Genomic DNA, 14,936 nt, shown 5'->3' with positions numbered 1-14,936 from the left:
AGCGAGCCAGCCTGCGGGCAAGCGTGAGGGACGGGTGAATGGCCGCGCTGGCTGACAAGCGGCGCGGTGAGCGCGCGGCGGAGGCCTACCGCCCTGAGGTGGAGCTGCGGCCTGCGCCGCGTGTGCCGCAGCACTGGGAGTGGGGCTGGCTGCCGCCGCTGACGCTGGCCATGGCCTGCGGCATGCTGCTGATCGGCTACGCCTTTGCGCAGGCGCGGGCCGGGGCGGCCTGGGCCGAGCTGGGCTTCTGGGGCGGGCTGCTGCTGATCGTGCTGCCCACCGCGCTGCGGCTGATGAGCGCGGGGGCCTCGCGGCGCGAGCGGCTGGGCCTGGTGGTGACCATGGGCCTGGCGATCTACGCGGTGAAGGTGATGCACAACCCGCTGGCCTTCACCTTCCCCGACGAGCTGACCCACTACCGCAATGTGGAGGAGGCGCTGGCCTCAGGCCATCTGTTCGCGCCGAACCCCGGCGTGGAGGCCACGGCGCGCTACCCAGGGCTGCCCATCCTGGCGGCGGCGCTGGTGCAGCTGGGCGGGCTGTCGATCTTCCAGGCGGGCCTCGCGCTGATCGGGGTGGCGCGCGCGGTGGCGCTGGCCGCGCTGTTCCTGCTGCACGAGCGGGTGAGCGGGTCGGCGCGGATCGCGGGGATCGCCAGCCTGATCTACATCGGCAACTCGAACTTCGTGTTCTGGAGCGCGCAGTACGCCTACGAGTCGCTGGCGCTGCCCATGGGCTGCCTGGTGCTGTTCCTGGTGGCGCGGCGCGAGCGCGAGTACGACGCGGGCGTGCGCGGCGGCCTGACGGTGGCGGCGGCTATGGTCATCCTGCTGGTGGTGGTGACGCACCATATGACCACGGCGGCGCTGCTAGTGTTCCTGTGGGCGGCCTGCGTGGCGGTGTTTGCGCTCTCGGGGCGGCGGCGGGCCGGGCCGCTGGATCTGGCGGTGTACGCCACCGGGCTAGGGGTGGCCTGGCTGCTCACGGTCTCGCCGGTGACGGTGGGCTACCTCTCGCCGGTGCTGGGCGGCGCGATCCGCTCGGGCTTCGAGTTCGCCACGGGGCAGCGCGGCGGGCGGCAGCTGTTCCAGTCGACATCCACCAGCACGGTCGCGCCGCTGTGGGAGCGGGTGACCGGCCTCGGCTCGGTGGCGGTGATCGTGCTGGCGCTGCCCTTCGGGCTGGTGCGCTTCTGGCGCGAGTACCGCGACCACGCCTACGCCTGGCTGCTGGCGCTGGCGGCGCTGGGCTACTTCCCGGTGCTGGGCCTGCGCCTGACGGCGGCGGGCTGGGAGACCTCGAACCGGGCCTCGACCTTCATGTTCATCGGCGTGTCGATGATCGTGGCGCTGGCGCTGGCCCAGCTGACGCTGGTGCGGCGCTGGCGCTGGCCCATCCGGGCGGCCTGCGCGGCCTATGTGGGCGTGGTGTTCTTCGGCGGGGTGATCGCGGGCTGGGCGCCGCGCGTGCGCATGGCCCAGCCCTACGCGGTGGGTGAGCAGATGGTAGAGCCGCAGGGCCTGCTGGCCGCCGAGTGGCTGCGCGGCAGCTTCGGCGCGGACAACCGCGTGGCGGTGGACCCGGCCAACGCCAAGTACATGCTGTCCTACGGCGAGCAGACGCCGCTGACCCGCACCAAGAACGGTATCAAGGCCATGCTGACATCCGACAACGTGGGCCGCACCGAGCGCTCAATCATCCGCAAGAGCGATGTGCGCTTTGTGGTGATGGATCGGCGCGAGGTGAGCTGGGACCACGTGGCCGGGCTGTACTACGAGCGGGCGGGCGTGCAGAGCCTGACGCCGCTGTACCTGAGCGACGCCGTGTTTACCAAGTTTGCCTATGAGGAGTTCGTGGATCGGCTATACGACAGCGGTACGGTGGTGATCTACGACGTGGGAGTGTACGAGCATGTTCCTGAAGCGCCAAGATAACGCCGCGCTGGCCACGCTGGGCGCGCTGGGCCTGGCCCTGCTGGCGCTGCTGGCGGATGTGCCGCTGGCGCGCGCGGCGGCGGCCCTGGCGCTGGCCCTGGCCCTGCCGGGCTACGCGCTGAGCCTGGCGCTGTTTGCGCCCGGCGCGCTGCGCAAGGATGAGCAGGCCGTGATCGGCGTGGGCATGAGCCTGGCGTCGACGGTGTGCGGCGGGCTGGTGCTGAACGGGCTGGCCTCGCTGCGGCAGGAGCTGTGGCTGGCCTGGCTGGCCGGGGTGACGCTGCTGGGCTGCGCTGTGGCGCTGTGGCGCTGGCGGGCCGCGCCCGCGCCGCTGGCTGGCGGGCCGAGCGGGCCGCGCCACACGCTGGGCATGGGGCAGTGGCCGTGGCTGCTGGCCGCCGCCGGGGTGGCCTGCGCGGCGCTGTGGGTGAGCCGCACGCCGCCGCCCTCGGCGGGCTTCCAGGGCTACACCGCGCTGTGGGTGACGCCCGAGGCGGGCGGCGGCGATGGCCTAGCGCTGGGCGTGCGCAGCAGCGAGTTTGCGCCCACGCGCTACCGGCTTCAGATTACCCAGGGCGGCGCGCTTCTCCAGCAGTGGGATGACATCGCGCTCCAGCCGGGGCAGACCTGGCAGGCCGAGCTGCCGCTGGCCGAGGTGCGCGGGGCCGAGCCGGTGCGGGCAACCCTGTACCGCGCCGACGCGCCCGCCGTGGCCTACCGCGAGGGCATCTGGTGGCCGATCAAGCCAAAGTGAGGAAGAGCATGAGCATGCGCGTGATGATCGTGAGCGACGTCTACCCGCCGCTGATCGGCGGGGTCGAGCGCCAGATGCAGGTGCTGGGCCAGATGCTGCGCCAGCGCGGGCACGAGGTGTGCGTGGCCACGCCCTGGCAGGAGGGCCTCGCGCCCTACGAGGAGGCTGACGGCGTGGCCATCCACCGCCTGCGCGGCGTTAGCGCGCTGCTGGCCCCGGCCAAGGGGGCCAAGCGCCGCCACCACCCGCCCGCGCCCGACCCAGCGACGGTGTGGCAGCTGCGCCGCCTGATCGACCGTTTCCGCCCCGATGTGGTGCACGTCTACGGCTGGATCGCCTACTCCTGCGCGGCAGCGCTGGTGGGCAGGCGCACCCCTATGCTGCTATCGGTGCGGGAGTATGGCTACACCTGCGCGCTGCGCACCATGATGCACCACGGCAAGGAGCTATGCTCGGGGCCTGCGCCCGCCAAGTGCCTGAGCTGCGCGGCCAGCTACTTTGGCCCGGCTAAGGGCGTGGTGGCGACGGTCGGTGTGTGGTCGGGCCGGGGCCTGCTGCGCGGGAAGACCGCCGGGCTGCACAGCGTGAGCCACTACATGCAGCAGAATATCCGCCGCGACCTGTACGACGACCAGGTACCGCCCCAGCTGCCCGACGCGGTCATCCCCAGCTTTCGCAACGACGCCGACTCGGCCAGCGAGGCCGAGCTGCGGCCCTACCTTGAGCAGCTGCCCGACGAGCCATTTATCCTGTTTGTGGGCGCGCTGCGGCTGGTGAAGGGCCTGGGGCCGCTGCTGGAGGCCTACGCGGCCCTGCGCGACGCCCCGCCGCTGGTGCTGATCGGGCGCATGGCCTCGGACACGCCGCGTAGCTTCCCGCCCAATGTGCGCGTGCTGTACGACTTCCCGCACCCCGCTGTGATGGCGGCCTGGGGCCGCTCGCTGTTCGGCGTCGCGCCCTCGGTGTGGCCCGAGCCGTTTGGCAGCGTCATCCACGAGGCCATGAGCCAGGGCAAGGCCGTGGTGGGCACCACGCCCGGCGGCCAGACCGACATGATCGTGGATGGCGAGACCGGCCTGCTGGTGCCCGCTGGCGACGCGGGCGCGCTGGCCCAGGCCATGCAGCGCCTGATCGACGACCCGGCCCTGCGCGAGCGCCTAGGCGAGGCCAGCCGCGTGCGCGCCCGCCTGTTCACCGCCGAGCTGGTGGTGCCGCAGTTCGAGCAGCTCTACCGCCAGCTTATTGCCCAGAGCAGAGGAAACGCCTTTGAAAGCGATCATCTCTCGATTAGTTAGCGCCAACCGCATCATTCTCACCAACGCCAGCTCGCTGATTAGCTCGACGCTGATCGCCTCGGCGCTGGGGTTCGCGTACTGGTGGCTGGCGGCGCGCTTCTTCTCGCAGCACGCGGTGGGCGTGGCCTCGGCCTCGGTCTCGGCCATGCAGCTGTTCGGCAGCCTGGGCGTGATGGGCCTGAGCACCCTGCTGATCAGCGAGCTGCCGCAGTCGGCAGAAGAGGCCCCCTCGCTGATCTGTACCGCGCTGTGCGTGGCGGGCGCGGCCAGCTTCGCGCTGGGCCTGGGTTTCTCGGTCGTCGCTCCGCTGGTCGCGCCCGATCTGGGCGACCTGGCCACACCCAGCCATAGCCTGCAGTTCGCGGCGGGCGTGAGCCTGACGGCCATGAACACCGTGCTCGATCAGGCCACCATCGGGCTGCTGCGCGGCCACCTGCAGCTGTGGCGCAACGCCTTCTTCGCCGTCGCAAAGCTGGTGATTCTCTACGCCGCAGCCATGTTCGTGAGCCTGCGCACCGGCATGGGCATCTATACCTCGTGGACGCTGGCCAGCCTGCTGTCGTTTCTTTTCCTGCTCTGGTTCAGTCGCCGTATCATCAGCACCGGCGACGCCTTCCGCCCGCGCTGGGGCCTGCTGCGCCGCCTGGGCCGCGCCGCGCTCAGCCACCACGCGCTGAACATCACGCTGCAGGGGCCGCGCCTGCTGCTGCCGCTGATCGTCACCGCCATGCTCTCCGCCGCCACCAACGCCCACTTCTATGTGGCGCTGATGATCGCCAATTTTATCTACATGGTGCCGATCTCGCTCACCACCGTGCTGCACGCCGTGGGCATGGCCCAGCGCGAGGCGCTCATCCAGCGGCTGCGCTCGACCTTCGCCATGTCGCTGGCGGCGGGCCTGGGGGCGAACCTAGTCACGCTGGTGGCGGCGGACTGGATGCTACGGATCTTCGGCCACTCCTACGCCGAGGAGGCCCGCGCCTGCCTGCAGATCCTGGCCCTGGCGGTCTTCCCGATCATCATCCGCTACCACTACGTGTCGCTGGCCCGCATCCACGGATTTGTGCTGAGCGCCGCGCTCTGGCTGACCATTGGCGGCCTGCTGGAGCTGGGCATGGCGGCGGCGGGCGCGGCCATGGGCGGCCTCAGCGGCCTCAGCTGGGGCTGGCTGCTGGCCATGGCGCTGCAGGCGGCGGCCATGTTCCCGGCGCTCTACCGCCTGGCGCTCGGCCAGATCGTGCGGCAGCTGCTGCGGCGCGATGCCATGCCCGCCGTGCCGACCAGCGCCGAGTAACGCAGGGGCGGCGGGCAGATGCAACCATTTCGATTCAAAAAGATCGATATATGCGCCGGTGACACAGGATAACAAAATGCTAACATTCCCCCGTACGCATATCCGTCCATCATTTAGCCGCAGTGGTGGGCAGATGCCACCGCTGCTCCAACAGCCATGCAACAACCATCACTGCCCCGCCGCCGTTTCGGCTGGCAAGCTGCTCTCTCAATCCTCTGCCTCTTCATCGTCATCCTGGCCGTCGCCCTGCTGGCGCGCCCGATCTCGGGCGACACCACGCGCTCCGACGCGATCTACTGGGGTGCGCTGATCAAGGGCAGCACCTACAGCATGACCGACGCGCCCTGGGATATGGCCACCGTCAGCATGTTCGAGCAGCACACCAAGAAGAAGGCCTCGATCATCCACTGGGGCCAGCCCTGGTGGTTCTGCCACTCGACCTGCGACTACCAGCCCTTCACCGACCAGCTGGCGCAGTACAATGCGGTGCGCGCCCGTGGCTCCATCCCGCTGGTGGACTGGGGCTCGTGGGACTACTCGATCCAGCCGCAGTACAAGCAGCCCGACTTCTCGCTGGACACCATCATCACCGGCAAGCACGATGCCTTCATCCGCCAGTGGGCCACCGACGCCAAGGCCTGGGGCCACCCGTTCTTCCTGCGCTTTAACTGGGAGATGAACGGCAAGTGGTACCCGTGGAGCGAGCGCCGCAACGGCAACGAGGCGGGCGAGTTTGTGAAGGCCTGGCAGCACGTGCACAACATCTTCCGCGATGTGGGCGCGACCAATGTGACCTGGGTGTGGTGCCCAGTCGCGCTCTACGACGACAGCACCGGCCTGCAGCGGCTCTACCCCGGCGACGCCTATGTGGATTGGACGTGCGTCGACGCCTACAACTGGGGCACCAACCCCAACCGCACCAGCAGCTGGCGCAGCTTCGCCGAGACGCTCAAGCCCACCTACGACCGCCTGCTTGAGATCGCGCCCAGCAAGCCGATCATGATCGGCGAGTTTGCCAGCAGCGAGCACGGCGGCTCGAAGGCGCAGTGGATCACGGATGCGCTGGCGGTGCAGCTGCCGCAGAACTTCCCCAAGGTCAAGGCGATCGTCTGGTTTAACTGGGACACCGGCGGGATGGACTGGACGATCGAGACCTCATCCAGCGCGCAGGCGGCCTTCGCCAAGGGCATCGCCTCTACCTACTACACCAAGAACGATTTTGCCAATCTGAACGTCGGGCCGATCCCTCCCTACGAGGATCTGCCATCGATGCTGCAGCAACTCTATAACGATCTGATGCAGTAGTGGGGCTTTTTTTATTTGCCTGCCCAGGAGCGTTTCTCCTGGGCTTTTTTATTGCTACTGGGTGAAAATAAATGTTAGGGTATCATTCTTGTTTGCAGCGTCACCTTTGGGCAAAAACGGCAAGACCGCTACCTGCTATCCCCGAATATATATGATGTCATCCAACGCATACCCTTGGTCATAGATTGCTCATATTGGGCCGGTATCATTCCACCTGCAAATAGTTTGCATCAAGGAGCATCCAGGATGATCTGGCCACCAGTTCGCCGCACCACCGCTGTGGCGCTAGCGCTTAGCGCTGTGCTGCTGGCGGGCTGCGGCACGCAGGCGGGCCGCGCCGCGCCCGCGCCCACCGCCCCCGCCCCGACCCCCGCGCCCACCGCCACCCCCACCGCTACCCCCACCCCCAGCAGCGATACCGTGACCCTGCGCTGGTACATGCGCTGGGATAAGGTGCGGGTCGATACGATCGCCAAGCCGGTGATCGAGGAGTTCGAGCGCACCCACCCTACTATCAAGATCAAGTTTGAGAATGTCTCGGTGTCCTCCGAGTACTGGACCCAGCTGCAGTCGACGCTCTCGGATGGCACTGGCCCCGATATCTTCTACCCCCAGGTCTACCAGGTCGACAAGATGGGCAAGAGCGGCTATCTGCTCGACCTCAACCCCTATCTCGCCCGCGATCGCATCGACACTGCCGCCTATGATCAGAAGGCCTTCGAGATGTACCAGTTCGACCAGAAGCAGTACGGACTGCCCGTCGACCTCGTGCCAGTGGTGATCGCCTACAACCGCGACATGTTCGACGCGGCTGGCCTGCCCTACCCCACCGACGACTGGACCTGGGATGATTTTCTGGCTGCCGCCCAGAAGCTCACGCTGGACAAAGATGGGGATGGCGCTGTCGATCAGTATGGCGTCGATCAGTTCACCAACTACTGGCCGGTGTACCTGTGGAGCAAGACTGGCCACGGTGTGTTTGACGACGAGCGCGCGCCCACACAGTTCCTGCTGGGCGAGCAGGATTCGGTGGATGCGCTGCAGTGGCTGGCCGACCTGACCGCCAAGCACCACGTGATGCCCACCTCCGCCGAGCGCGGCGAGTCGAGCGACCTCTTCCTGGATGGCAAGGCGGCGATGACCATGCTGGCCCACCGCCAGCTGCCCCAGTACCTGCGCAACGCCGCGTTCTCGTGGGATCTGGCCGCCTTCCCCCACGGCAAGGCCCGCGTGGTGCGGGTGGATGGCAGCGCCTTCGTGATCAACGCCCACACCGCCCACCCCGATGAGGCCTGGGAGTTCGTGAAGTTCTTGGCCGGGCCAGAGGGCCACGGCGTGCGCATGCTGGTCTCGCTGCAGCAGATGCTGCCATCGCTGAGCGCCCTGCAGCAGACCGACGACTTCCTGCGGCCCAAGGAGCGCCCCACGCTGCACAAGGATGCCTTCCTGCCCACCACCGATACCGTGCGCATCTCGATGTACCAGCCGATCACCGCGCTCTATGAGCCGGTGTCGCAGATCGAGGGCGAGTCGCTGGGCAAGCTCTGGGAGGGCAAGATCACCGCCGCTGAGGCCGTGAGGGAGATGGAGCCGAAGATCGCCACGCTGCTGAAGCAGCCGTAGCTCGCGCAGGCCGGTCGGGTAGAGAACCGTTTACCACGAGGACACGAAGGCGCGAAGGGGAAAATGGTTTTACCACCAAGACTCCAAGACACCAAGGGGGCAAAAGGTGTTGCTCATGCACGCGACGCGTTCAGTGACGTAGGGGCGGGTCTGGTGCCCGCCCACGCCGTGTTTCATCGTATCCATCGCAGGGGCATTCGATGACGCCGATGAACGCGAAGCAGATCTGCATCGCCACGCGCTGTTCTCATCGGTTGGCGTTCGATGCCTGCGGCGGCCTGCGATGGGGCGGGCACCAGACCCGCCCCTACACCCGTTGCGGATCATTGCAGTCATCGGATCGGAGGCGATGACCGCAATGTGAGAGCATCGGTGCCGCCCGCGCATGGGCACCAAAGAAAGTAGAGGAACGCCCGTGAAAAGGGACACTAGCAGGGCATCCACCCAGCTCATCGAGCCACCATCCCTCGTAGCGCACCCGCGCCGCCCGTCGGCAAATGCTTGGAGCGTTGCCCGGTCGGCCCTGGCGCATACCAGCGCGCCGACCCCCTAGCGCTGGCTGCGGCTGCTGGCCCGCACCACCAGGCTTGGCTCCAGCAGCACATTGCGCCGCGCCACCGGCGTCTCCTGGATCTCGCCGATCAGCATCTCGATCACGCGCACCGCCACCACATCGGTGGGCTGCCGCACCGACGTGAGCTGCAGCAGCTCGGCCACCGGCGTGTCGTCGTAGCCGGTCACGGCCACATCGACGCCCACGCGCAGGCCGGCCTGCTCTAGGTAGCGCATCACGCCGAAGGCCATCACGTCGTTGGCGCAGGCGATGGCGGTGGGGCGCGGTGTGGCCGCCAGCAGCTGCTGGGTGGCGAATAGCGCGTGGTCCACCGCGTTGCGGGTGTGCCCCACCCACTGCGGCGGCGGCTCGATGCCAGCGCTGCGCATGGCGTCCATGTAGCCCTGGGCGCGGCTGTCGCCGATCCGCACGCCCTCGGGCCAGCTCAGCAGCGCCACCCGCTCGTGCCCGCGCGCCAGCAGGTGCTCCACCGCCATGCGCATGCCCAGCTGGCCATCCACATCCACCGAGGGGATCTGCCAGTCGGGGCGCGACTGGCCGAAGGCCACGAACGGCACCCCGGTCTTGCGCAGGTAGGCGATGCGCGCATCGTTGTAGGCGATGTCCGAGAGCACGAAGCCATCCACCCGCGTCATCTGGATCAGCTCCTCGTAGCTGCGGATGCTGGTGGGGTCGGGCTGGGCGAAGGTGAGGATGTGGTAGCCCCACGACTCGGCGGCCTGCGCGATGTCGTAGAGGAAGCGGTCGAGCAGAGTGTTGCGGCGGATGGGGTCTTCGGCGCTGTGCCAGGCGTAGCCGATCAGGCGGCTCTGGTTCGACTTCAGGCCGCGCGCGATGCTGTTGCGGCGGTACTCCAGGTCGCTGATCGCCTGCAGCACGCGCTGGCGCGTCTCGGGCTTGGTCAGCGGGCTGTCGTTCAGCACATGCGACACCGTGCCCACCGACACCCCGGCCAGCGCGGCCACATCGCGGATGGTGACGTTGAGCGTGTAGCCCGACTCGTCGGCGGCGTGGCGCACGCGCTGCCGCACGTCGGCGGCTACTTCGCCATACTCGCGCAGCGCCTGGTACGCCGTCAGGATAGAGACATTGGCAAGATCGGCGATCTGTTTTAGGTTTGTCATATGGCGAATATGCTCGCTGCCGCGCGCCGTGCCCGTGGCTGGTGTGGCTACAGAGCGCTGCGACTTTCTGCTGAGATAGTACCGATGCCCTGCCCGCTTGTCAAATAACCAGGGCCGAGGCGAGAGAACGATTTACCACGAAGGTTTTTCACCACGAAGAAGCGAAGACGCGAAGGGAACGAGAACCGTTTACCACCAAGACACCAAGGCACCAAGGGAACGAAATGTCATGGAAAAGAGCGACGGAGCGAACCTTACCCACCCGGCCCATGCGGCGAAGGTGCTGCTCGTGTTTTGATGGCCATATGCACGAACACCAGCCGCCAGTTTTCGGCACGGGAACGCCCAAAATTGGGGGATCGAAGGGGGCATCGCCCCCTCGCGGGGTTGCTAGGGGCAGGCCCCTAGCCGCCGCCCGCGCAGGGCACACACCAAACAACAACAAGAACCCGCTATCGCAGAATTGGCACCATGTTTGAACGCCGAGCAAACAAGATTCACCGCCGAGCAAACGAGATGTATTGCCAATCCAACAAGTTTTGTCGACAATCCGACGAGATCAGTTGTCGCGCGAACGAGATTGATTGCTAATCCAACGAGATATGTTGCCAATCCGACAAGATTCACCGTCGCGCCAACGAGTTCTATTGCCAATCCAACGAGATATGTTGCCAATCCGACAAGATTCACCGTCGCGCCAACGAGTTCTATTGCCAATCCAACGAGATATGTTGCCAATCCGACAAGATTCATCGTCGTGCAGACGAGTTCTATTGCCAATCCAACGAGCTTGATCATCAAACCAGCGCCGCTAGCCCTTCACGCTGCCCAGCAGCATGCCGCCCTTCATATAGCGCTGCATCAAGAACGCCACGATCAGCGGCGGCACCATCGCCATAAACGCCGCCGCCAGCTGCAGGTTCTGCGGGAAGTTCTGCACCAGCGTGTAGAGCCGCACCGTGATCGGCTGCAGGCTGGCCTCGCGCAGCACCAGCAGCGGCAGCATGAAATCCTTCCACAGGCCCACGAAGCTCAGCATCGCCAGGATCAGCAGGATCGAGCGCGAGAGCGGCAGCGTGATCGTGAAGAAGATCCGCAGCGGCGAGGCTCCATCCACCGCCGCCGCATCGTAGATATCCTGTGGGATCTGCTCGAAGAAGTTCTTGAGCATCAGGATGGCGAAGGCGCTGACCGAGTAGGGCAGCCACAGGCCCCAGTAGTTGTTCAGCAGGCTGATGTTCAGGATGGGCAGCCGCACCAGCGTGATGTAGAGCGGGATGATGTAGGCGATGCCGGGGATGGCCAGGCTCATCAGGAAGATCAGCAGCATCAGCTTGCCGCCCACCGGCTTCAGCCGCGCCAGGCTATAGGCCGCCAGCGACGAGATCAGCAGCTGTCCCGCCACGCCGCCCAGCGCCACCGCGAAGCTGTTGCGGAACATGCCCAGCATGTTGAAGCGCTGCCAGGCGTCGGCGTAGTTCTTCCACTGCGCCACCTTGGGCAGCAGGTTCAGGCCGGGGCGGTAGATCTCGGCGCTGTTCTTCAGCCCGGCGGTGAGCGCGTAGAAGAACGGGAACACGAAGGCCAGGCTCAGGGCCAGCAGAAAGGCGAAGATCAGCCAGTAGGTCAGCCGACCGCCCAGCGAGCGCGCCTCGGTGTGCGAGAGGATACCGCGTTGTACTGTGCTCATGGCAAACTCCTAGCTGTTGCGGTTGGAAGCCCACACGTGGATGATCGAGAAGATCGAGAGCACCACCAGCAGCGTGATGCTCCAGGCCGAGGCCAGCCCAAAGTCGTTCTGCAGGAAGGCGATGCGGTAGCTGGCCAGCACTGGCGTCAGCGTGCTGTTGGCCGGGCCGCCCTCGGTCAGCAGCATTGGCTCGGCGAACACCTGCACCACGGCGATGATCTGCAGCACCAGCAGCACCTGCATCTTGGATGCTAGGTTGGGGATGGCGATGTAGCGCACGCGCTGCCAGGGGCCGAAGCCATCTAGCTCGGCGGCCTCGTACAGCTCCATGGGGATGTCCTGCAGCGCGGCCAGGTAGATCAGCACGGTGCCGCCCGCCCCAGCCCATGTCATGATGATCACGATCGCGAACTTGGCCAGCGCGGGGTTCTGCAGCCACAGCTGCGGCGGTAGCGACACCATCTGCAGCAGGCTGTTGAGCAGGCCGCCCTCGGGGGCGTAGATCTGCCGCCAGACCAGCAGCGCGATGGTGACGGGGATGAGCGTGGGCAGGTAGTAGACCAGCTGGAAGAACGGCGTGGCGCGGCGCATCTCGTTGATCATCAGCGCCAGCAGCACCGGCACGAAGAAGCCGAACACCAGGCTGAGCAGGGTGTAGTTGAAAATGTTCTGCCAGGCCGTTACGAACAGCGGGTCGGCGAGCATGCGCTGGTAGTTCGAGAGGCCAACCCAGGTCGACTCGCCCACCAGGCTCACGTGCTGGAAGCTGTAGCCGATCGCCACCAGCATGGGGTACCAGACAAAGTAGGCGAACACCACCAGGGCGGGCAGCAAGAACAGCCACGCCGGGATCTGCTCGCGCCAGCGGATGCGGCGGCGCTTGATGGCCGGGGCTTTGGCTGAGGGGATCGTCGAAGATCGCATTTCTTTAGCTTTCTTGAGCCGCCGCGACCAGCACACCTGGGCGCGGCGGTAGAGCTGCTAGGCAAGGGCGATGTCGAGCTGGAAGGGCTGGCCGTCGTCGCGCCGCTCCACCGTCAGCACCTGGGTCGCCGCGTCGTAGCCGCCGCCCTGGGCCGCCGCGCCGTGGAAGCGCAGGGTCAGCGGGCGAGGCGGCACGCGGTAGCTGCCCTGGCGGGGCTGGGCCTCGAAGCGCAGGCCCTGTGGGGTGCGGCCCACGCGGTAGCGGGTGGTGCTGCACTCGCCGCGCTCGTAGGCGAAGCTGATGCCGTCATCATCGTAGTGGGTCCACTCGCCATCGCCGGGGTAGATGTCTAGGGTCAGCGCGGCCAGCGGGCCTTCATGCGCGTGCAGGCTGGCCGGGCCGCTGGCCACGATCGCGCCGCCGCGCACATACAGCGGCATGCGCTCCAGCGGGGCCTGGGCCAGGATGTGTGCCGGGCCGCTTGTCACCTCGCCGGTCCACCAGTCGTGCCAGGTGCCCTCGGGCAGGTAGACGTGGCGGCAGCGCTGGTCGGCGTGGTAGACCGGCGCGGCCAGCAGCCATGGGCCGAGCATGAACTGGTCGTGGATGCCGTAGGTGGCGGTGTCGTCGGGGAAGTGGTAGAGCAGCGGGCGCATCACCGGTGTGCCGCGCTGCGATGCCTCCCAGAACAGGCTGTAGAGGTAGGGCATCAGCCGGTAGCGCAGGGCCAGGTACTCGCGGCAGATCGCCTCCACCTCCGGCCCGAAGGCCCACGGCTCGTGGCGTGCGGTGCCCGCCGTCGAGTGCCCGCGCGCGAACGGCACCAGCGCGCCCAGCTGCATCCAGCGCGCGAACAGCTCGCCGGTGGCGTTATCGTAGAAGCCGCCGATATCGGTGCCCACGAACGGCACGCCCGAGAGCCCCATGTTCATCAGCTGGGGCATGGTCATCTCCATATGCTCCCAGCGCGAGCAGTTGTCGCCCATCCAGCAGGCGCTCCAGCGCTGCACCCCCGCGAAGCCCGAGCGCGTGAGCACGAAGGGCCGCTCGTCGCTCACCATCCGCATGCCCTGGTAGGATGCCTGGGCCATGTTCGAGCCGTAGAGGTTGTGCACCTCGGCGTGGGTGGTCTGCTCGCCCGCAGGCCCCTGGGGCGCATCCAGGTCGATGGTGTGGGGCAGCCCGCCGCCCTGGCTGAAGGGCAGGTCGAACACGGTCGGCTCGTTCATGTCGTTCCAGATGCCGCCGATGCCCAGCTCGGCCAGCGGGCGCTGCTGCTGGCCCCACCACGCGCGCACCTCGGGCCGCAGGAAGTCGGCGAACACCGAGTCGTCGGGCCACACGTAGCCGTGAAACACCTCGCCGTCGGCGCGGCGCAGAAACATGTCGCGCTCGCTGCCGTCGATAAACACGCCGTACTCGGGGTCGGCCTTCACGCCCGCGTCGATGATCGGCACCACGCGCACGCCCGCGCGCCGCAGGTCGGCCACCAGGGCGGCGGGGTCGGGGAAGGCCTCGTCGTTCCAGGTGAAGTCGCGGTAGCCGCGCATATAGTCGATGTCGAGGTGGATGGCGTCCAGCGGGATCTGGCGGCTGCGGAACTGCTCGGCCAGCTGGCGGGTCTCGGCGTCGCTGCCGTAGCTCCAGCGGCTCTGGTGGTAGCCCAGCGCCCAGCGTGGCGGCAGCGGCATGGTGCCCAAGATCTGCGCGAGGCCCTGCGATACCGCCTCGGGGCGCGGGCCATACACGACATAATAGTCTAGCTCGCCGCCCTCGGCCCAGATCTGCAGCGCGCCCGCGCGGGCCGCGCCCACGTCGAAGCTGCTGCGCCAGGTGTTGTTGAAGAATACGCCGTAGGCCAGGCCAGGCCGCAGCGCCATGAAGGTGGGGATGGCGATATACAGCGGGTCGGTGCAGGGGCCGTAGCGGTACTGGTCGGTGGTCCAGTTGCTCAGCAGCTGGCCGCGCTTGTCCAGTTGGCCGGTGCGCTCGCCGAAGCCGTAGAAGTGCTCGCCCGCCGCGATCTGCTTGGCGCAGCGCACCTGGCCGCCGCCGTCCTGCCACTCGGCCCCGACCTCGTCGGCGCAGAACGCGCGGCCATCCGCCGTGGTGAAGCGCAGCGCACCCGTGGCCGTATCCACATGGGCCGCCAGCGCCGCCGTGCGCAGCGTGATCACCCCGCCCTCGTGCGCCACCTGGGCGGCTGCGCCGGGGAACTCCTCGTCGGGGGCGGCCACCGCCCACGAGCGGCGCGGCGCGAAGCTGCCTGTGGGGGCCAGCCTCACTCGCATGATCTGGTCGGTCAGCGTGGTGATCGCAAGCACCGGCCCGCCAAATGCCAGGCTCAGCGTGCTGCCTTCGAGGCGGTGCGACTGCACCGCGCCAAGTTGTTTGAATGAACCGCTCATAGGGTATTTT

General features: G+C 67.3%; 11 protein-coding genes. 6 read left to right on the top strand and 5 right to left on the bottom strand.

Annotation, left to right across the window (positions count from 1 at the left end):
• Positions 1-38: 38 nt before the first annotated feature.
• The 6 genes from F8S13_01900 (at position 39) to F8S13_01875 (ending at position 8,205) form a co-directional block, all read left to right on the top strand.
• Positions 39-1,934 carry a hypothetical protein gene (locus tag F8S13_01900; GenBank protein KAB8145857.1) on the top strand — a complete coding sequence of 632 codons (1,896 nt, stop codon included), beginning with the start codon at positions 39-41 and terminating at the stop codon, positions 1,932-1,934.
• The gene (locus tag F8S13_01895; protein ID KAB8145856.1) at positions 1,912-2,688 is read left to right on the top strand and encodes a DUF1616 domain-containing protein; all 777 of its coding nucleotides are present in this window, start codon (positions 1,912-1,914) and stop codon (positions 2,686-2,688) included. The genes F8S13_01900 and F8S13_01895 overlap by 23 nt, the downstream gene beginning before the upstream one ends.
• A gap of 8 nt (positions 2,689-2,696) precedes the next feature.
• Positions 2,697-3,983 carry a glycosyltransferase family 4 protein gene (locus tag F8S13_01890; protein ID KAB8145855.1) on the top strand — a complete coding sequence of 429 codons (1,287 nt, stop codon included), beginning with the start codon at positions 2,697-2,699 and terminating at the stop codon, positions 3,981-3,983.
• Entirely contained in the window at positions 3,955-5,277 is a 1,323-nt protein-coding gene (locus F8S13_01885) for a hypothetical protein (protein ID KAB8145854.1), read from the top strand. The genes F8S13_01890 and F8S13_01885 overlap by 29 nt, the downstream gene beginning before the upstream one ends.
• Before the next feature lie 156 nt (positions 5,278-5,433).
• Positions 5,434-6,582, top strand: coding sequence for a hypothetical protein (locus F8S13_01880; GenBank protein KAB8145853.1), 1,149 nt, complete (start codon positions 5,434-5,436; stop codon positions 6,580-6,582).
• Between the two features lie 246 nt (positions 6,583-6,828).
• A complete protein-coding gene (locus F8S13_01875) occupies positions 6,829-8,205 on the top strand; it encodes a sugar ABC transporter substrate-binding protein (protein KAB8145852.1) in 1,377 nt (458 codons plus the stop codon).
• A 549-nt stretch (positions 8,206-8,754) separates the two neighbouring features.
• Here the strand turns inward: F8S13_01875 and F8S13_01870 are convergent.
• The 5 genes from F8S13_01870 to F8S13_01850 form a co-directional block, all read right to left on the bottom strand.
• Positions 8,755-9,903, bottom strand: coding sequence for a LacI family DNA-binding transcriptional regulator (locus F8S13_01870; GenBank protein KAB8145851.1), 1,149 nt, complete (start codon positions 9,901-9,903; stop codon positions 8,755-8,757).
• A 390-nt stretch (positions 9,904-10,293) separates the two neighbouring features.
• Entirely contained in the window at positions 10,294-10,701 is a 408-nt protein-coding gene (locus tag F8S13_01865; GenBank protein KAB8145850.1) for a hypothetical protein, read from the bottom strand.
• Between the two features lie 13 nt (positions 10,702-10,714).
• On the bottom strand, positions 10,715-11,593 hold the full coding sequence (locus F8S13_01860; GenBank protein KAB8145849.1) for a carbohydrate ABC transporter permease: 879 nt from the start codon (positions 11,591-11,593) through the stop codon (positions 10,715-10,717).
• A gap of 9 nt (positions 11,594-11,602) precedes the next feature.
• On the bottom strand, positions 11,603-12,517 hold the full coding sequence (locus F8S13_01855; GenBank protein ID KAB8145848.1) for a sugar ABC transporter permease: 915 nt from the start codon (positions 12,515-12,517) through the stop codon (positions 11,603-11,605).
• 57 nt (positions 12,518-12,574) lie between these two features.
• The gene (locus F8S13_01850; protein KAB8145847.1) at positions 12,575-14,926 is read right to left on the bottom strand and encodes a DUF5110 domain-containing protein; all 2,352 of its coding nucleotides are present in this window, start codon (positions 14,924-14,926) and stop codon (positions 12,575-12,577) included.
• Between the last annotated feature and the right edge of the window lie 10 nt (positions 14,927-14,936).

The sequence above is a fragment of the Chloroflexia bacterium SDU3-3 genome, from assembly GCA_009268125.1.
GTDB lineage: Bacteria > Chloroflexota > Chloroflexia > Chloroflexales > Roseiflexaceae > SDU3-3.
Note: the sequence above shows the minus strand (reverse complement) of the source record. Positions and strands in the feature narration are given on the sequence as shown.

Coding starts and splice junctions, on each gene's coding strand:
- F8S13_01900 (KAB8145857.1), top strand. CDS start 39: ATGGCCGCGCTGGCTGACAAGCGGCGCGGTGAGCGCGCGGCGGAGGCC.
- F8S13_01895 (KAB8145856.1), top strand. CDS start 1,912: ATGTTCCTGAAGCGCCAAGATAACGCCGCGCTGGCCACGCTGGGCGCG.
- F8S13_01890 (KAB8145855.1), top strand. CDS start 2,697: ATGAGCATGCGCGTGATGATCGTGAGCGACGTCTACCCGCCGCTGATC.
- F8S13_01880 (KAB8145853.1), top strand. CDS start 5,434: ATGCAACAACCATCACTGCCCCGCCGCCGTTTCGGCTGGCAAGCTGCT.
- F8S13_01875 (KAB8145852.1), top strand. CDS start 6,829: ATGATCTGGCCACCAGTTCGCCGCACCACCGCTGTGGCGCTAGCGCTT.
- F8S13_01870 (KAB8145851.1), bottom strand. CDS start 9,903: ATGACAAACCTAAAACAGATCGCCGATCTTGCCAATGTCTCTATCCTG.
- F8S13_01865 (KAB8145850.1), bottom strand. CDS start 10,701: ATGATCAAGCTCGTTGGATTGGCAATAGAACTCGTCTGCACGACGATG.
- F8S13_01860 (KAB8145849.1), bottom strand. CDS start 11,593: ATGAGCACAGTACAACGCGGTATCCTCTCGCACACCGAGGCGCGCTCG.
- F8S13_01855 (KAB8145848.1), bottom strand. CDS start 12,517: ATGCGATCTTCGACGATCCCCTCAGCCAAAGCCCCGGCCATCAAGCGC.
- F8S13_01850 (KAB8145847.1), bottom strand. CDS start 14,926: ATGAGCGGTTCATTCAAACAACTTGGCGCGGTGCAGTCGCACCGCCTC.